General features: G+C 48.7%; 15 protein-coding genes. 10 read left to right on the top strand and 5 right to left on the bottom strand.

The genetic code is table 11. The annotated features are described in order from the left end of the window. Window positions 1-9: 9 nt before the first annotated feature. Together C5O19_RS19610 and C5O19_RS19605 are read left to right on the top strand one after the other, a co-directional pair. Window positions 10-1083: an IPT/TIG domain-containing protein gene (locus tag C5O19_RS19610; protein WP_104715078.1), complete on the top strand. Its 1074-nt coding sequence runs from the start codon at window positions 10-12 to the stop codon at window positions 1081-1083. Between the two features lie 69 nt (window positions 1084-1152). Further along, window positions 1153-2136: a glycoside hydrolase family 5 protein gene (locus C5O19_RS19605; protein ID WP_207766474.1), complete on the top strand. Its 984-nt coding sequence runs from the start codon at window positions 1153-1155 to the stop codon at window positions 2134-2136. 83 nt (window positions 2137-2219) lie between these two features. Here the strand turns inward: C5O19_RS19605 and C5O19_RS19600 are convergent, their stop codons facing one another. After that, complete coding sequence (locus C5O19_RS19600) at window positions 2220-2546, bottom strand: hypothetical protein (protein ID WP_104715077.1); 327 nt, start codon at window positions 2544-2546, stop codon at window positions 2220-2222. A gap of 290 nt (window positions 2547-2836) precedes the next feature. Between C5O19_RS19600 and C5O19_RS19595 the strand changes: the two genes are divergently transcribed. The 4 genes from C5O19_RS19595 (at window position 2837) to C5O19_RS19580 (ending at window position 9827) form a co-directional block, all read left to right on the top strand. Next, window positions 2837-3970, top strand: coding sequence for a sensor histidine kinase (locus C5O19_RS19595; RefSeq protein WP_104715076.1), 1134 nt, complete (start codon window positions 2837-2839; stop codon window positions 3968-3970). Between the two features lie 20 nt (window positions 3971-3990). After that, window positions 3991-4716, top strand: a complete 726-nt coding sequence (locus C5O19_RS19590; protein ID WP_104715075.1) for a LytR/AlgR family response regulator transcription factor — start codon at window positions 3991-3993, stop codon at window positions 4714-4716. Between the two features lie 419 nt (window positions 4717-5135). Continuing rightward, a complete protein-coding gene (locus C5O19_RS19585; protein ID WP_243406450.1) occupies window positions 5136-7490 on the top strand; it encodes a mechanosensitive ion channel domain-containing protein in 2355 nt (784 codons plus the stop codon). Between the two features lie 579 nt (window positions 7491-8069). Further along, a complete protein-coding gene (locus C5O19_RS19580; protein ID WP_104715074.1) occupies window positions 8070-9827 on the top strand; it encodes an SGNH/GDSL hydrolase family protein in 1758 nt (585 codons plus the stop codon). Window positions 9828-9950: 123 nt separating this feature from the next. Here C5O19_RS19580 and C5O19_RS19575 read toward each other — a convergent pair whose 3' ends face one another. Beyond that, window positions 9951-10793 carry a winged helix-turn-helix domain-containing protein gene (locus C5O19_RS19575; RefSeq protein WP_104715073.1) on the bottom strand — a complete coding sequence of 281 codons (843 nt, stop codon included), beginning with the start codon at window positions 10791-10793 and terminating at the stop codon, window positions 9951-9953. Window positions 10794-11059: 266 nt separating this feature from the next. On the opposite strand from C5O19_RS19575, the gene C5O19_RS19570 reads away from it, so the two are divergent. The 3 genes from C5O19_RS19570 to C5O19_RS19560 all read left to right on the top strand — a co-directional run bounded on the left by C5O19_RS19570 (window position 11060) and on the right by C5O19_RS19560 (window position 14188). After that, complete coding sequence (locus C5O19_RS19570; RefSeq protein WP_243406449.1) at window positions 11060-12157, top strand: ligand-binding sensor domain-containing protein; 1098 nt, start codon at window positions 11060-11062, stop codon at window positions 12155-12157. 197 nt (window positions 12158-12354) lie between these two features. Continuing rightward, the gene (locus C5O19_RS19565) at window positions 12355-13224 is read left to right on the top strand and encodes an alpha/beta hydrolase (protein WP_104715072.1); all 870 of its coding nucleotides are present in this window, start codon (window positions 12355-12357) and stop codon (window positions 13222-13224) included. A gap of 124 nt (window positions 13225-13348) precedes the next feature. Beyond that, window positions 13349-14188: a ThuA domain-containing protein gene (locus C5O19_RS19560; protein ID WP_104715071.1), complete on the top strand. Its 840-nt coding sequence runs from the start codon at window positions 13349-13351 to the stop codon at window positions 14186-14188. Between the two features lie 55 nt (window positions 14189-14243). Here the strand turns inward: C5O19_RS19560 and C5O19_RS19555 are convergent, their stop codons facing one another. Together C5O19_RS19555 and C5O19_RS19550 are read right to left on the bottom strand one after the other, a co-directional pair. Beyond that, window positions 14244-14936, bottom strand: coding sequence for an HAD family hydrolase (locus tag C5O19_RS19555; RefSeq protein ID WP_104715070.1), 693 nt, complete (start codon window positions 14934-14936; stop codon window positions 14244-14246). Window positions 14937-15039: 103 nt separating this feature from the next. Then, window positions 15040-17325 (bottom strand): GH92 family glycosyl hydrolase, encoded by a 2286-nt coding sequence (locus C5O19_RS19550; protein ID WP_104715069.1) that lies wholly within the window; start codon window positions 17323-17325, stop codon window positions 15040-15042. A gap of 172 nt (window positions 17326-17497) precedes the next feature. Between C5O19_RS19550 and C5O19_RS19545 the strand changes: the two genes are divergently transcribed. Next, window positions 17498-18157 (top strand): DUF6766 family protein, encoded by a 660-nt coding sequence (locus C5O19_RS19545; protein ID WP_104715068.1) that lies wholly within the window; start codon window positions 17498-17500, stop codon window positions 18155-18157. Here the strand turns inward: C5O19_RS19545 and C5O19_RS19540 are convergent. Further along, complete coding sequence (locus C5O19_RS19540; protein ID WP_104715067.1) at window positions 18154-18993, bottom strand: DUF1206 domain-containing protein; 840 nt, start codon at window positions 18991-18993, stop codon at window positions 18154-18156. The two genes, C5O19_RS19545 and C5O19_RS19540, sit on opposite strands and share 4 nt — an antisense overlap. Window positions 18994-18999 lie beyond the last annotated feature (6 nt).

The raw sequence follows: 18999 nt of genomic DNA, 5'->3' as shown, positions 1-18999 counted from the left end.
ACCTAAGCAATGAACATACCTACTTTTTTTACCCGGGCGACTTTGCCCTTACTGATGCTGGGAGCGGGCTTCGTACTGAATGCCTGCACTGAAGACACCGATGGAAGACCGCAGATAAAACCCGGTAATCCCGTGGTGTCCGCCATTACCCCCGACTCCGCTTCGGGCGGTTCGGTAGTAACCCTGAAAGGAACCGGACTGGGTGATATGCGGGCGATTGTTTTTGAGAAACAAAGTGTAGCGGCGGGTTTTCAGCCGACACTGAATACAGAAAATGCTCTCATTTTCCGCGTACCCGATGAAGCAGCGGGTGGGGTACAGAATATTACGTTTACGAACAGCGAAGGCCGGACGGTAACCGTACCCTTCCGGGTGCTGGCCTACCCGACGATTACGGACGTTTCCAATTACAATTTCACCAAAGGAACAACCGTAACACTGACGGGTAATAACCTCGAAGACGTCACGGCGGTGAAACTTTCGGGTACCACCATCGCGGCTAAAATCGTATCCAAAGAGAAAAAGAAACTCGTGCTCGAAATGCCCACGACGACCGTGGGCCGGGCCACGCTGGATATTACCAATACCACGGGTCTGATGAAGACTACTCAGGAATTCGTCAATGTGGAGCAGGCATATCCTATCTTCCTGGATGCGTACGCGACGGGGGTAACCGATGCCTCCTGGGGGGATGCGGCGGCGATCAGCACGAAAGAATTCAAGTCGGGAACAGCTTCAGTGGGTAAAAACTTCCAGAAAGGCAATTGGCACCTGATCGGGTTTTCGATGCCGGGCCTCGCGTATTCGTCTGCGTACACTTACGTTTCGGGCTATATCAAGGGAGCGTCCGCTGATTACACGTTGTACCTGACGACGGATGCTGCCTCCGTAGGTTTTGGAGAATACATCGAGAAAAACAAAATCGACGTGAAAGCCAACACCTGGACGTACTTCAAAATCAAGTTGTCGGATATGGATTTCTGGTCGGCGGGTAAAACGCTCAAACAGATCGGCTTCCGGATCAAAGGCCCCGACAAACAAGACGAGACGTTCTACTTCGACGATCTGATTCTGGTTAAGTAAAGATTTTTCCCATTTGCCCTCCTGCTGCTTTTCTGTGAAAAGCCAGCATGAGGGTTTATTTTGTAGCGTATGCACGTATTCAATCGTATTGGTCTGGCCGGCATGCTTTGGTTAGGACTCAGCATTCCTTTATTTAGTCAAACCCCCGTGCAAAAGCACGGAGCCCTTCGGGTCGAAGGAAATCAGATCGTCGATAAAAATGGCCAGCCGCCCCAATTGCGGGGGATTAGTTTTTCCTGGAGTGTCTGGGGTGGACGGAAGTACTACAACACGGACGTCGTAGATCATTTATGTAAGGATTTTCAAACCACCCTGTTGCGGGCTTCCATGGCGGTACAACCCGATTCGGGCTATCTGCAACAGCCGGAAGCACAAATGGCTCTGATTACCCGCGTCGTGGATCAGGCGATCAAAAATGGGGTGTATATTTTGATTGACTGGCATGATCACAATGCCGAACAACATTTGCAGGAATCCAAGGCTTTCTTTCGGGCGATGGCTCAGCGGTACGCGGGTAATCCACAGGTAATCTACGAAATCTGGAATGAACCTGAGCGGCAGACCTGGCCGGTGATCAAGGCGTACTCGGAGGAAGTGATCCGGGAAATCCGGACCTATGATCCGAAGAATCTGATCATCGTAGGCAGTCCCCACTGGGATCAGGACGTGGATGTGGCTGCCGCTGACCCGATCAAAGGGCAAACGAATCTAGCGTACTCCTTCCACTTTTACGCCAGTGAACCCTACCACCAGGATGGCTTGCGGGCCAAGGCGGAAAAGGCCATGCAACTGGGTCTCCCATTAATGGTGACGGAATGGGGTGTGGGCGAGTCTTCGGGCGACGGTAAATTTGATCGGGAACAAAACCGAATCTGGCTCAACTGGATGGAAAAGCATCGACTAAGCTGGGTGAACTGGAATATCACCGACAAGAAAGAAACGACGGCCCTCTTGCAACCTGGTGCTCCAACGAATGGGAAATGGACCAGAGAACACCTGACACCAGCGGGCCTTTACATCAAAAACGAGCTCATCCAGTTACAGACCCATTAACTAGTTAAAAGTAAGAAGTGCAGATGGAGAAAAAGCTCGTTCACTGAACGAGCTTTTTGCTTACTTATGATGAGGTAATGTACTTAATTCTTCTTGAAAGCCACTTTTACGTAGTTCTCAGATTCGGGCAGGGAGGGTAGGGTACGAGAGCGATTCAGAACCTGGATCAAGGTTGCATCGAGTCGTTTGACTACTTTTTTTCGACTGATATTTAGCCGAAGATCTTCGAGTTTTTCCTCGTAAATCAAGGTTCCATTTTCCGCGTAGAAGCGAACGATGGAGCCTTGTTTCGTACGAAGGTTGTCTTCTACTACCCAAAAGCCCGTTTTAGGCTGCAATTCCTTTTTCTGAGCTTGAGCGGCTGTGCCAAGTAGGGCTAAAAAGAACAGGGTTGCTAGTTGCTTTTTCATGACGATTATAAATGAAGGTTGATAGCTGATGGATTAGTCGTTGATGGACGGTTCAAAAATAACAGCGTGAAAATGGTCTAGAGGAGGAAATAGCCCGGTAGCTGCTTTCGTAGGTCAGAGAGCAGCGTTTGAGTCTACGGAGCGTATTCATCGTCGGTAAAAGTCATTCAGCGACGGAAGCCCGTCGTTCGTAGAAAAATCGGTTCACTGGGCGGAATTCCACTGGCATTCAGCTAAATTTCAGAGAAACCCGTGCAACGAAAAACGCATTTAGGAATCTTTAGTTGACCATGAAATCTACCTTCGGCTATCATTTCATTTTTTCTACCAAACCCCAGGACCGGATCCGGCGGCACTTGCTGCTCTGGATGAGCTGGATTCTGTTTTCTACCCTGATTTACCTACCCGTGAACATGCGGGGCGTGGAAACACCGGATATGCAGGTGTTTCTGTTGACCCTGATCGAAGCCATTTGTTTTACCATTTTTTCGCACGCGGTGTTTGCCTATCTGCTGGCTTACTGGCTGATACCCCGCTTTTTCTACACGAAACAATTTGGATTTTTTCTGTTGGGTTTTATTGGAATCATCATTGTTCAGGCGGTAGGGGCCTTTGCCGTGGGCGAACTGGTGCTACGGCATTACCGGGCCATCATTAAGTTTCCGTTTCGAAGCCACAGTATTTTACTCGGATTACTCGCGGGTGTACGGGGTGGTACCACGATTGGCGGATTCGTAGCGGCCATCGTCATTATGAAGAACTTAGTGAAGCAGCAGGAAGCGTTTGGTCAGGTACAACGGGAGAAACTCGGAGCTGAACTACAGTTACTCAAATCGCAGCTGCACCCGCACTTCCTGTTTAATACACTGAATAATCTGTATGCCTTAACGCTGAAAAACTCCCCGCGTTCGCCGGAGATCGTTCTCAAACTTTCGTCCCTGCTTCGGTACATGCTCTATGAATGCAATGCCGAGGAAGTACCGCTGGAAAAGGAAATTCACTTTTTAAAGCATTATATCGAGCTGGAACAATTGCGATACGGTGACCGGCTGGACGTTTCCCTGCAAATTAGTGGAGACTACACCAGCAAAAATATTGCACCGCTGTTGCTCATTCCTTTTCTGGAAAATAGTTTCAAACACGGCACTAGTACCCAGCTCGATCAGGCCTGGATTAGTCTGGATCTGTACGTGCAGGATGATCAGTTGTTTTTTAAACTCATCAATAGCCGTGATGTGGAGGAGATGCCTCCCGGTATGGGTGGAATCGGCCTGCAAAACGTTCGCAAACGTCTGGATTTGCTGTATCCGAACACCCATGAATTACGATGTGTGGAAACCGAAGACACCTTTCTGATTATACTTAATCTGGCACTCCATTCGAGCGTAACCCGGGTGGAAACCAAAAGCACCGTTCCTATTTAACCTTCTGTCGCCTTCTGTCTATGACTCGCTGTTTATTAGTAGATGATGAACCCCCCGCCCTGGAAATTCTGGAATCGTATCTGGAAGGACTGGATGGCTTTGAAGTGGTGGCATCCTGCTCCAACGCTATCCAGGCGTTTCGGATTTTGCAGGAAAAACCCGTGGATGTACTCTTTCTCGACATACACATGCCGAAATTACTGGGTACGGATTTGCTGCGAAGTCTGCCCCATCCGCCTCAGGTAATTTTTACAACGGCTCACCCCGAGTTTGCGGTGGATGCCTTCGACCTCGCTGCGGTGGATTACTTACTCAAACCCATTGCCTTCGACCGCTTCTTACGGGCAGTGGCCAAAGTAGAACGGCCGGATCAGAAACCGCTGCCTCTACCGGTGGAGAAAGAGCAGAGTGTAACCAGTCAGGATGCCTTTTTGTACTTTCGGGCCGATCGAAAAATGGTGAAAGTGTTTTTGAAGAATATTCTGTACATCGAAAGCCTGAAAGATTATGTCAAGGTAATTACGCAAAACGAAAAGCCGCTGGTGGTCAAACAATCCATGAGTGCTCTGGAAGAAACCCTGCCCCAGCGGGAGTTCCTGCGGATTCATCGTTCGTACCTCGTGGCTATCGACAAGATCAAGGCCTATACGCCCACGCATCTGGAAGTAGCCGGGCTGGAATTACCCATCGGTCGCCTCTATCAGAAAGAGGTAAGCCGGGTCTTAACCTCGTCTGCCTTGACGTAAAAGAAGGGGTATAGCGTTGAATGGAGCATCCCGAAGGTATAGCCTTTCGGGATTTTTTTTTGAAGGACTGGAAACGTTTCCACGAAACGGATGCTGGCGTTACAGCGAAAAATCGTTAAGCTTAATTTGAAACGGGAAGGAAGGAGTCGAAAGCTTCAGAATTAGAGTCTATCTCGTATAACGAGCGGATTTACAGGTTCAGACAAATATTAAAACGTAAATATTTTAGCAAATTTTATGAGTGGGAATTAACGCTAATTACTGGGGAAAAGCTGGCAACCCCCTCTGCCGGAACAATAATTTTGCGAAAACACATCGCCCGCCAGCGTACAGTAGGTACCCAAAAGCTGCTGTGACGCTATTCTCCGGGTAGCAATTAGCTACCCCATCGAGATTCATTCATTTATACCGTATTGCTTATGATGAAGTTAGTGCATCTTTTTTTCCTGAAACCACAAAAAAGTTATTGGCTAGGCCTACTCCTGTTGCTGAGTACACTTCCGGTGTTGGCTCAAGAGCAGGTACCCATACTGGCCGACTCGGCTCATGCCATTCCGGATACATTACTTTTCAAAATTCAGAAGGCCCAGGCGGCCATTACGGAAATTAACGCCGCCAACAAGAAAGAGTACGGTGTTAATCGCATTCGTGAGGGATTGGAAGAGGCGGAAGCTTCCATTAATCCGATTAAAGCGGATCTGGCTACTTCGGGTTCGACTCTGCACGCGAAAGATTTACAGAGTTACGGCCTTATTTTAAAAGATGCTCAGACCCGGCTAACGGCCTGGCAAAATAGTTTGTCCAAGGCCAGTAACGATTTGCAAAAACGGGCTAATCAGGTCATCGGTCTAAGTCAGGACTCCCTGCTTACGGTAACGGAAACGGATGTTGCCGAGAAACAACTCTATACCGCTCAGCTGACCGAACTGAAAATCCGTTTACAACGCTCGGGCGAGCGGACTACGGCCAAACTCGATACCATCAGTCGCTTGCTGGCTAACGTGTCCGCTCTAAGTCTGACCGTTACGGACCTGCAAAATCAGGTGCAGGAGCAGCTCCGAACCTCCGGCGAAAACGTGTATTCCAAGGAGTCGCCCTACCTCTGGGAAGCTCCTAATCGGGTGGATCGAACCAACGTCGAGCGAATTGTCAGTTCGTCTTACCAGGGCCAGAAAAAAATCCTGAGCTATTTTCTCAATTCGGCCTGGGATAACCGCGTGTTACTGTTGCTAACGGCGGCGGCCTTTTTCATCTGGGTATATTCAAACTTTAAAAAGGCCCGTAAGCTCGAACTGCGGCAAAAACTGGGGGACTTAAAATTTCAGCACATCACTCCCGTGCCGATTCTGGCCACCCTTATTGTACTGTTCAACCTGCCACCGCTGTTTGAGCCAGATTCACCCTCGCTTTACATTGAGCTGACCCAGTTTTGCCTGTTGGTTTGCTTAACCATCAGTCTAAAAAATATTGTCAAGGGAGAGGACCGCAAGCACTGGCTCATGTTGGTAGGCTTGTATATGACGCTGATTGTCGTCAATACACTACTGAATGATTCGCTCTACTTACGCCTGGGCTTGTTGGCCTTGAATGGTACGTTCCTGTATCTCGGGATGCTTATTTACCGCAAGCTCAAGCAAACGCCGGTGAAGGAACGATTGATTAAACCGGTGGTTATTCTTTACCTGGTTTTGAATGCACTGGCGATTCTCCTGAACATTTTTGGCCGGGTAAGTCTGGCGAAAGTATACAGTATGACAGCCGTCATTGGCTTGATTCAGATGGTGGGATTGGATGTATTTATTCAGATTCTTTCCGATGCCCTTGAATTACAGATCAAGCTAAGTGCCTGCTCCGAAGGGATCTTCTCCCGGGTAAGCATTCCGCGTTCCAGAGCTGCCTTCCGACGAGCGATGACGGTGGTTGCCATCATTCTATGGGTACTGGTATTTTTTATAAATCTGGGTGTTGCAGGGGGTGTCTTCGCTCTCTTGCAACAAATACTGACCAAGACCCGGACATTTGGTAGCGTGACCTTCACCCTGGGGAATATCCTGCTGTTTGGTGTCATCGTTTATGTAGCGAATCTGCTGCAGAAGCATATCGGTGTACTGTTCGGCGAATCGAGCGTTACGTTTGACAACAAGACCGAACGTAAAAGCTCCAAGCTGGTACTGATTCGATTGGTGATCCTGATTCTGGGGGTATTGATGGCCATTACGGCTTCAGGGATTCCGATGGACCGACTGACGGTCGTACTGGGGGCTCTTTCGGTCGGGATTGGTCTGGGGATGCAAAATATCGTGAACAACTTCGTATCCGGTATCATCCTGATTTTTGAAAAACCCTTCCAGATTGGGGATTACGTAGAACTGGCCGATAAGAAGGGGAAAGTACAGGACATCGGTATTCGTTCCAGCAAAATGCTGACCCCGCAGGGATCGGTCGTCGTCATTCCCAACGGTGATTTATTGTCGGGTCGTTTGGTGAACTGGACGCTGAGTAATTCGTACCTGAAAACGGAGCTTACGTTCAAGGTAAATGCCGACGCCGATCTGGAGAAGGTGACTAAAATTGTGGAAACCGAAATCGGCAAGCTAAACGATTCCCTGAAAAACATCCCGCCCGAAGTGCTGGTCAACGCCATTGCCGCCGACAGTATCGAACTGAAAATACTGGCTTGGGTGACGAATATTTATGTCGAGGCAAACTTCAAAAGCCAATTGCTTACCCGGCTGATGGTACGATTTAGGGAAGCGGAGATTAAAGTCATGTGATGGGTAAGTTTTGTTTTAGGAAGATGGGCTGACATGCTAAGATAAATGTTCTTTTCGTTGATAATCAGACTCCAAGCAACTAGTTTCGAGTAACTAGTATCAAAGGGTTAGTATTTCGTTCCCTATACAAGGTTGGTTTTTAATCCCTATGCATCCCATGCCCCGCATGGAATGCATAGGGACGGGGATTGGGTTTACGTCGTCCATGAAGAAATCTGTAAATGCCAAACGACTTCCAACTTAAAACCATCAATAAATAATTATTGTCAGAAAATGACAACCCTCCCGCCCGTGAGCCTTCCAGGCTGGGCCATTCCATTAGGGCAACGGAGTAACCTGTCTTGCCCATTCCATGGGGGCCATTCCATGGTGGCCATTCCATGGTGGAGCAATGCGGTGGCCTTGAGCTAAGCTAGGCAGTTACGGAGAGTTCCAGCCTGGAAGGCTCATGGGCCACTAGCCCGCTACTAAGCAGGACCATACCCAGTCTAGGCTAGGAGAGTCTGTTTAGGTTACGACAATCTTTCAAGACTTGGAAAGAACAAAGCCTTTTATATTTACGGCTCTAACCTCTTCCGTATGCTTAAGAAAGGATTGCCGTTAACTCTTGTTCTGTTTTTTCAAGTACTCTGTCTCGCAGCTCAGTCTTCTTTGGTTTGGTGGAATCCCGCCCGTCATGCGTTTCCCGTCATCGAGGGGCAAGCTTGGACCCAGGAATTAAAGCAACCTTATGATCGATTGCCGGGCCGGGCTGAAAAGCAGGTACGCCCGGCCGTATGGAATCTGTCGCGTCAATCGGCAGGACTGTTCATTCGCTTCAAATCCAACAGTGATCAGATTACCATTCGTTACCAGATCAAAGGCAATCAGGCCTTGCCGCACATGCCTGCTACGGGTGTGAGTGGTGTCGATTTGTACGCTCGCAGTCCCCACGGCGATTTCTGGTGGTGCAACGGGAAGTACGCTTTTGGTGATACGATTACGTATCGGTACACCAGCTTGCAAACGAGTGAAAAAGGCCAGGAGTATCGTCTGTATTTGCCGTTGTATACGTCGGTTCAGTGGCTGGAAGTCGGAATACCGGAAGGAAAAACACTCACACCACTGGCTTTGCGTCCTGAAAAACCGATTGTCGTTTACGGAACTTCGATTGCTCAGGGAGCCTGTGCCTCCCGACCGGGCATGGCCTGGACGGCCCAGTTGGAACGGCAAATGGACCACCCCTTACTGAACCTGGGATTTTCCGGCAATGGAAAACTGGAGCCCGAACTGATCAACCTGATTAGTGAAATCGATGCTCGCCTCTACGTACTCGACTGCCTACCGAATCTGATTAGTACGACCGATGTAAAACCAGCGGAAGTCAAAAAGCGAATTCTCCAGTCCGTTCGTACGCTCCGACAAAAACGACCAACCGTACCCATTTTACTCGTCGAACACGCGGGGTATACGGATGGACATAGCAATCCCGTACGGGCCGCTTTGGTGACGGAAGTGAATACCGTCATGCAGGAGGCGTACGCGGAGTTGAAGGCGGAGATGAAAGGTTCGGTGTATCTGCTCACGAAAACCGCCCTGAACCTGAATCCCGATGCCATGGTAGATGGTACGCACCCTTCGGATCTGGGCATGCAGCAGTACGCGCAGGCCTACGAACGGATCATCCGGTCCATTCTGAACGAACCCGTGGGCACCCTTTCTACGACGATCCCCAAAAGTCAGTCCCGGGATTTTTACGACTTCGAAACGCGTCACCGTGACGTGCTGGAACGGCTCAAAACCCACCCGCCGCGAATCGTTTTTCTGGGCAACTCCATTACGCACTTCTGGGGCGGCGAGCCCAAAACTAAAATCGTGCAGGGAGCTTCGAGTTGGAATCGGCTGATGGAGCCACGAAAAGTACAGAACCTTGGCTTCGGCTGGGATCGGATCGAAAACGTACTCTGGCGGGTATATCACGGTCAACTCGACGGCTATCAGGCCAAACAGGTACTGGTAATGATCGGTACTAACAATCTGGAAGGAAATACGGATGAGGAAATTACCGACGGACTGGTTTTTCTGATGAAAGCCATTCAAAGTCGACAGCCACAGGCCGAATTAGTATGGATCGGCATTTTGCCCCGGCGAGGTCAGGAAGAACGCGTACATCGCCTCAATCAGCACTTTGCCCAGCGGTCGGGTGAACTCAATATCCGCTTCCTGCAACCCGGCACTAACCTCTTACAACCCGATGGGAAAATCAACGAAGCCTGGTTTACCGATGGGTTACACCCCAACGAACAGGGCTACGAACGGCTGGCCGAAAAACTCGAACCGTTTTTAGTGCGCCGTTAGATGGTTTCGTTCTTTTGGGTAAAATGAGCCGTCTTACGAAACGCTGCTTTCGTGAGACGGCTCATTTTATATGTAATCTAATTTCCCAAGGTGATTAGTACGGGTAGCTGCCTAAAGCTAGACTTAACCATGAGGCGAGTCAATTTCCAGCTTGTATCCTCTGCCGTGACTATTCACAAGGCGTACCGTGGGGGCGGGTTGTAGCTTTTTTCGCAGTCGGGATACAAATACATCCAGGCTACGCCCTACGAATACGCCTTCGTCCTCCCAAACCTGTTCCATAAGCTGGCTCCGATCAATCACCGTATTGGGAGCACCAACGAATACGTTCAGTAGTTTGGACTCTTTGGCCGAAAGCTCAATGCGTTCATCGCCCAAGTGTAGCATCTGCGTTTCGCGGCAAAAGGTAAGCGGGCCTAAGTGTACTAACGTCGTGGGTATTACAGGTTTGGCCGGAGCAGGCCTTTCCCGTCTGAATAAACGCCAGCCGAACCCGACTAGTAAAATCGGCAGAAGAAGCCAGGCAAACGGTAGAGTATTAGTTATGGAAGCCGCCTGGACGGGTGGTTCAGCAAACTTGATTTGGATGCTGTAGGTCCCTGGGGGTGGTGTTCGGCTTAAACAGGCAACCGATTTTCGATGGAATGGTTGACGGACTTCATAGCTATAAACTACGGTGTTTGACTGCTCCTGTTTGATTTCTACCAGATAATCCAGTTCTGATACATGACGTTGGATGATCTCAATCAGGGATGCGGGTGTGAAGGCAAAGGGACGCTCAAACCGGATCCGGAATGTGCGATCATCCACCGCTTCAATGGGCCATACCCAGGACGTAGAATCGCCCGAGGCCAACAATACTTCGTGACCGATCTTCCGCATGGTCACCAACATCTTTCCCCCCTCGCTGTAACCAGGCAGACGGATAAATAGCAGAAGTAACAGGGTAAGTATTACGTGTCTCATCGATCAAAAATAGGCCTCAAGAGGGGATGAATTTCAGGTTTTACATTTCGTTAACACTTTTTTACAGGCGATTAACGCTTGTCACATCCTCACGCGGTAGGTTTGGGAAGGCTGAACACAAAATAAGTTCTTATGCGCTTGGCATGCAGAGATAATGTACTCAGCTCGTATCCGGTAAACGGTTCAGTAGTTAAACGATCAGCGGTGCCCGGCCCATCAGGTATTGGAACGGATGTAAACGAAATTTTCTACTACTAGTTAAAAAAATGATGCACTACTCCCGCGTATATGCTTTACTGTTACTCGCTGTTTTTCTCATTTCCTGTGGACAAAATCAAAGAGGAGTAGAGGGTGTCAAGTCCGAAACCCAGGACACCGTTACAGCCTACGGACCTACCACTATGGTTCGTAATGTAAGAAAAGGTAGCAATGGCACCATTTTGATTGCGGCTGCACGGGGTGGTGTGTTTCGGTACGATTCTACACGGGTCGTTGAAAAACGTTTTACAAATCTCACTACTAGGATAGGCTCACACCGGTTCTGGGATGTCCTGGAAGATCGGCAGGGAAACCTTTGGTTCGCTTCCACCGATGCAGGGGTGTATCGATTTAATGGAAAATCTTTTCAGCATTTCACTACCGAAGAGGGACTTGCCAATAATGCAGTTACGTCTATGTATGAAGATAAAGCCGGCATCCTTTGGTTTGCTACGGGAGGAGGCGTAAGTCGTTATGACCCCAGTCAGGCCGATGGGCAATCGTTTCGAAATTTTACTACGAAAGAAGGACTTCCCAACAACAACATCACGACGATCATGCAAGACAAAACCGGGAAGTTGTGGATCGGTACCCGAGGCGAGGCCTGTTTTTACGATGGAAAAACATTTACCGTGCCTAGAACGAAAGAGGGGAAAGCCTTTACTAACGTTTGGGGTATCACCGAAGATAGACACGGTAATATTTGGTTTGGGGCAACAATCATCAAAGCGAAAAAAGGGGCTACGCTGGTCGTTAGTGTTGGTCTTTGGCACTATGACGGGAGCACCTTTACCAAAATAAATCAGCGTGGTGCGTCGGCGATTATCGAAGATAGAAAAGGAAATCTCTGGACGACCGGTGACGTACAGCCCAATGGGGTCGGGGCCTGGAAATTGCTCCGGTATGATCAGAAGTCCCTGTCCAATCAAAAGCCCACGGTAACTGAAATCATGTCGATAGAAAAAATGCTTTGTGGGATTCTGGAAGCTGAGGATGGAAGTATCTGGTTTGGCTCGATACACGGGGTGTACCGGTATGACGGAAAAACCATTACGGATTTTAAAAATAAAGCAGGTCAGGACTCGTTGAAAAAGCTTCAACAGTAGGTTAAGAAAACGAGTACTTCAGATCCTTTAGAAATTATGAACTCACGCCTGACTTCACAACAATTAAAAAAGGGGAATTTTCTTAATCGTAAGCTGATCTTACGATGGTTAAGAGTCCACTATTAATTTTCCTCTACGTAATTCAGGAAAAATGGTTCAAATGACGAATTTTGTGCGTTTCTGTAGAAGTACGCCGTATGAAAAAGTTATTAGTTCTTCTTTTCCTTAGTCTAAGTATTCAGTCATACGCTCAGCGGGGAAGCCTCCGTGAGAGCCTTTCCCTATCCAGTACAACGTTGGGCCGTCCGGTGCAGTATAGTTTGTTTTTGCCCAAAGGGTACGAAGCAGGCAGTCGAAAATATCCGGTCTTGTACCTATTGCACGGTTTCGGCGATGACGAAACGGGCTGGACCCAGATGGGCGACGTGGAAACGATTGCGAGTCAGGCGATGGCTTCCGGACAGGTTCCACCCATGATCATCGTGATGCCCGATGCCGGTAAAAGCTGGTACGTGAACAGTGCGGATGGCAAGAACCGCTACGAAGATTTCTTTGTAAACGAGCTGATTCCCCACATTGATTCTAGCTATCGAACCCGTACGAGCAAACAGTTTCGGGCTATTGCGGGTTTGTCGATGGGCGGATACGGTACATTATTGCTGGCCAGCAAACACACCGAACTTTTCTCAGCGGCGGCTCCGCTGAGTGCGGCGGTTTTCACGGATGCCGAGGTAGTGGCCATGCCCGAAGCCGACTGGAAACGCCGCTTCACCAACGTATATCCTACGCAGCAAAAAGGGAAAGAACGATTGAGCAAGGACTGGAATCAGAACTCCATTTTTAAAATCCTGGAAACTACGTCGCCTGACGCACTAAAATCCGTTCGCTTTTACGTAGATTGCGGCGATGACGATCACCTGATCAAGGGAAACATGAGTCTGCACGCGGCGATGCTGGATCGGAATATTCCACATCAGTTTCGGGTACGTGATGGGGGCCATACCTGGATCTACTGGCGAACGGCTTTACCAGAAGTACTAAACTTTGTCAGCCAGGGCTTTCACTAAAAAACCATTGCTGTAGCATTAACGTATATCGGTTATGGTTGCTTTACAATTCGTAGCCGTGCATTCCTCAAACAAATTCTGATTTAACGCCACCCGTATTCCTAAAAGTCGTTTATTTACTTCCATGAACACGATCAAGTCACTGAGTCTGACGATCCGGTATGCCATGCTACTCGTATTGTTTAGCATCCTGACGTTTACTGCACAGGCTCAGCAATTTAAAGTCATCGCCTTTTACACGGCTAAGAATGATCCTGCCCATGTAAGCTTCGTGCATGAAGCCAATCGCTGGTTTACCAAAGTAGCTAAACAACACGCGTTTACGTACGATTCGACCAGCAACTGGGCTAACCTTAATGCTGGTTTTCTGGCCAATTATAAGGTAGTGATTTTCTTGGATACCCGTCCGGAAGCCCCGGCTCAGCGAAAGGCTTTTCAAACGTACATGGAAAAAGGCGGAGCGTGGCTGGGCTTTCACTTTTCGGCGTTTGCCCTGACGCCTTCGAAGTATCCCCAGAACTGGCCCTGGTACCACCAGCAGTTTTTAGGTTCGGGTGAATACAATAGCAATACCTGGCGACCCACGGAGGCAGTATTAAAAGTAGAAAATGCGGAACATCCGGCGACTAAAAACCTGCCCAAAACCTTTACCTCCTCGCCCAACGAGTGGTACAGCTGGAAGAATGACCTACGGAAAAATCCGAATATTCAGATTTTGCTCTCCATCGATCCGGAAAGCTTTCCCTTAGGAACGGGCCCGAAACCCAATGAAATCTGGAAAAGCGGCTATTATCCGGTCGTGTGGACAAACAAGAAATACAAAATGCTCTACGTCAACATGGGCCATAACGACCTGGATTACGAGCACAAAACGAACGAAGAACTTTCCTTCACGTTCGAAAACGAAATTCAGAATCAGCTCATCCTGGATGGGTTATTCTGGTTAGGCGGACGGACAAAATAGACTAATCGACTAATAAAAAAGGACCTTCCTACGAAGGTCCTTTTTTATTAGTCGATTATAGTGAAGTAATACAGGCCACGCATTCGTTGAGGTGCTTAGCGGTTCGGAAATTGGGGTGTTCCAAGGTATGTTCGATCTGTTCGTGCAGCCACGTCGTATGGTATGGGACATGAATGGCGTGTCCACCAATGTTCAGCACGGGTAATACATCCGATTTAATTGAATTGCCAATCATCATGAATTCCTCGGGCTTGATGTCAAGGTGCTTGATGAGTTTCAGGTAATCGGCCTCCTTCTTGTCACTCATGATTTCGATGTGGTGAAAGAAATGCTCCAGTCCGGACTTTTTAAGTTTCCGTTCCTGATCCAGTAAATCCCCCTTTGTGGCTACGACTAATCGGTAGGAATCTTTGAGCGAGGCCAGCGTTTCCTGCACGCCGTCCAACAGTTCAATGGGCTTTTGTAGTAATTCTTTGCCGTATTCAATGGCTTTGGCGATCACTTCAGGCCGGACGTTATAATCCGTAACCGTCAGTGCCGTTTCAATCATCGACAGCATGAAACCCTTCACGCCATAGCCGTACACGGATAGGTTATTGATTTCTGTTTTGAAAAGCTCCTGAGAAACGGTGTGATGCGGTAGGAAATCCTCCAGTAACGCACAGAATTTTCGCTCGGTTTCCTGAAAGTACGGTTCATTTACCCAGAGGGTATCGTCGGCATCGAAGGCAATTACTTTTAATGACATGGCAATACGCGTAGTAATACAGTTAGATCGTTTCAAAAATAAACGATTGCCACACCAGAAAAAAATCGGGGCTCATTCGTTCACGGATGAGCCCCGATTCCGATTATTTCCGAGCAGGTTTCGTGGACATGTAGAAAGTCAGCTTTCCGCCTTTCAGCACATCCGCGTGGCTAAGCTGCCAGTTGGTGACGGGCTTACCGTTTAGCAGCACTTTCTCTACGTATACGTGTTTGTCGCTTTGGTTGATGGCTTCAATGGTGAAGCTCTGGCCGTTTTCCAGTTGAATTTTGGCATTCTTTACCAGCGGGCTACCCAGGGCATACACCTCCGATCCCGGAGCGACGGGATAGAAACCCATCGATGAAAACAGGTACCATGCACTCATCTGACCGCAGTCGTCGTTACCGCCAAGGCCGTCGGAAGTGGGCTTGTACTGCATGTTCAGAATCATCCGTACGCGGGCCTGCGTCTTCCAGGGCTGTCCGGCCCAGTTGTACAGATAAGCCACGTGGTGAGCCGGTTCATTGCCGTGAATGTATCCACCAATAATTCCTTCGCGGGTGATGTCTTCCGTTTCGGCGAAAAACTGATCGGGCAGGTGCATGGAAAATAGCGTATCGAGTCGGGCCGCGAAGATTTTTGCCCCCCCCATAGCCTGCATCAGAGCCTGCGGGTCCTGGGGTACAAAGAAGCTGAAATTCCAGCTATTGCCTTCAATGAAGCCCTGTCCGTGCGTACTGAGCAGATCAAAGTCTTTTTTAAAGGAACCATCTGCCAGACGGGGACGCATGAATCGAATGGAGTTGTCAAAGACGTTTTTCCAATTCTGAGCACGTTTCTGATACGTTTCGTAGACATCCGACCGTCCGAGTTTCTTCGCCAGCTGAGCAATGGCCCAGTCGTCGTAGGCGTACTCCAGCGTGTTCGATACGGAAGTGCCGTTTTGTTCCGCCGGAATATATCCCCGGTCGATATAGGCTCCAATGCCTTCGTAATCGCGGTGATTGGAGGTGGCGATACAGGCCTCCAGGGCTTTCATGGGATCGCCCTTGTACACGCCTTTAATGATGGCATCGGACAATACCGAAACGCTGTGATACCCGCTCATGCACCAGTTGTCGTTGGCGTAATGCGACCAGACGGGTAGCATTTTCAGCGTACTCTGGTCGTAATGCTTCATCATTGAAGCCACCATGTCGTTGTTACGACTAGGCTGTACCAGGTTGAAGAAGGGGTGCAAAGCCCGATAGGTATCCCACAAAGAAAAAGTCGTGTAGTTGGTGAAGCCTTCGGCTTTATGAACATCCTGATCGAGGCCTTTGTACTGGCCATTAACGTCCATGTAAACCGTTGGGTTAATGAAGGTGTGGTACAGTGAGGTATAGAAATTGATTTTCTCGTTTTCCGAAGCTTCGATCTGGATTTTATTCAGTTCCTGATTCCACTGCAACTGAGCCTGTTTTTTGTACCCATCAAAATTCCAGTGAGTCGCTTCCGCCCGCATGTTTTCCAGGGCATTTTGCTGACTAACGGGCGAGAGTGCCATTTTCACCTTAATCTTTTCACCTTCTTGCGTATCAAAATCGAAGTGCATCCGAAGACGTTTCCCAGCGATTTCAGGGAAATTATGATTCTGATCAAACTTCCGCCAGAAACCCCGGTACACCTGCGGCTTATCGAAGTTCTGCTGACCGTAGGATTTGAAAGGCTTGGAGAAGGTCATGGCGAAATACTCGGTCCGGGTACGAGCCCAGCCGTTGGTATGACGGTACCCCGTCACCAGCGTATCGTTCACCACCCGGATGTAGGTCCAGACTACTTTTTCGTCGTAGTTATAAATCCCCGCCATCATATCCAGAATGATGTGCGAAGCGTCCGATTTTGAAAACGTATATTGATGTACGCCCACGCGGTTGGTGGCTGTCAATTCGGCGAGGATGTTGTCGTCATCCAGCTTCACCCGGTAGTATCCAGCCTCGGCTACTTCATTGTCGTGAGAGAAGGCTGAACGAAAACCAGTTTTGGTATCGGAAGCCACGCCGGGATTCAACTGAAGCCGTCCCTGCGTAGGCATCACCAGAAAATCGCCCAAATCCGAGTGACCCGTCCCGCTGAAATGCGTATGACTGAAACCCACAATGGTTTTGTCTTCGTACTTGTAGCCCGCACAGTATCGGTACACATCACCATTGTACTTGCCATTGCGTTCGTAAGAAATGGTATCCGTATCCGGACTCAATTGAACGGCTCCGAAGGGTACCGTGGCTCCCGGAAAGGTGTGACCCATTTTTTCGGTACCAATCAGGGGGCGAACGTAGGGGACCAGATTCTGTTGAGCGTAGGAAAGAAAGAAAAGGAATTGAAATGCAAGGGTTAATAAACCTTTCATCGAGCTTTTTTTTGCCCGAATATACGTCAGAAACAGATTCAGGTACGTAGAAAGGCCAAAAGGGATGGTTATTAAGAATACAAGGTACCCTTTTTGCCGTAAGTTGAGCTAAAAAATTGGCATTCTTTTTTATTGCCTTCTTGCGGAGTCTAAACTGTTACTTCAGCCACCTATGAAAAAGTTTTTTCGGGAAAATGGATTATCGTTAATCCTGGCCCTTATTACTCTCCTTACCTTATTCGCACACCTGCTTACGGGATGGCAGGATTTAAATAATGAACGACAGGATTTTGGCCAAAACCCACTTACGCTGGGCCAATACTTCGGTAGTGGCCATTGCATAGAATCAGTCTTCGAAAACTGGGAAAGCGAATTTCTCCAGATGGCCTTGTATGTGTTGCTAACGGTATCGTTGTACCAGAAGGGCTCGTCTGAGTCCAAAAGCCTGACCGAAGAAGAGGAAGTAGACCGGGAGCCTTCACCGACCCGTCCGGGAGCACCGTGGCCCGTCCGAAAAGGGGGTATACTACTCAAGTTGTATCAGAATTCCCTAAGTCTGGCTTTTTTCGTACTCTTTGGACTATCGTTTGTGTTACACGCCATCGGTGGGGTACAGGCTCATAATGAAGAGCAGCAACTACAAGGGAAAGCTGACTTTATGAGCTTAGGTGAATTTCTGGGATCGAGTGAATTCTGGTTTCAATCTTTTCAAAACTGGCAGAGTGAGTTTCTATCGGTGTTTTCTATCGTCGTTCTGTCCATTTTTCTTCGGCAAAAAGGTTCACCCGAATCCAAACCCGTTGATGCTCCGCATCAGGAGACGGGCAATTAACAGGCCTGCGAAGACGTCGTTTTGATGGGGAAACACCGGGCCATGGCCAGCATAAATAGAGCCATACAGGTTAAGCCTATAGCGGTAGCCATCTGAATCCACTGGCCGCCGGGAAAAGCTTGCAGTGATTTAATGAGGTCATCCATATTCATGACCCAGTGCGGGTTTTCTTTCCAGGCCCCTTTAATCAGGTACCAACTTGTGGAGGCCAGTATGCCACCCACGGTCAGAAAGCCCACTAGATTACACACCCAAAGAAAGCCATGGAGCCATGTAGGGAAAGCCTCTTTATTCAAACTCTTGTAGACAGTGCCTGAAATGCCTTTGTACATCTGTAATCCTGCCCAAAGCATGAGAAAAACACCCACGAGGATAATGAGCCAGTCGCCGCCTTTGACCATTAATACCTTGGAAACCCAAAGCTGCTTCTGATTTTGATCATCTGCATGCCCCATTAAAAGTTTTACTGCCGTTATCCCCAGACTCGTATACGTAAGGCCGCTGAGGAAGTAATTCAGCCGGTAAATCCAGCCCAGTACACCCTTGCCCTTCTTATACGGATCAAAATAGATTTCAGTCATTCGCCAGACGGTGTGGCCCGCTAAGGATAGGGCCATTAAGACCAATACAAACGCTCCTACGTCGGTTTTGATGAATTCTTGCAAAACGGCTTTTCGTCCGGGATCCGGGCCTCGTTGCCCCAGGGCAAATTGGATGGCAAAGAGGGCTACGCAGCCGTATAAAATTCCTTTGGTTAAATAACTAAGTCGGGTTAAGCTGGCAACGGTTTGTTCCCACGTACGCGGACTCGTTTTCGTTTGGGCAATGGCTTCCATACTTCG

This window comes from Siphonobacter curvatus (genome assembly GCF_002943425.1).
Lineage (GTDB): Bacteria > Bacteroidota > Bacteroidia > Cytophagales > Spirosomataceae > Siphonobacter > Siphonobacter curvatus.
Note: the sequence above shows the minus strand (reverse complement) of the source record. Positions and strands in the feature narration are given on the sequence as shown.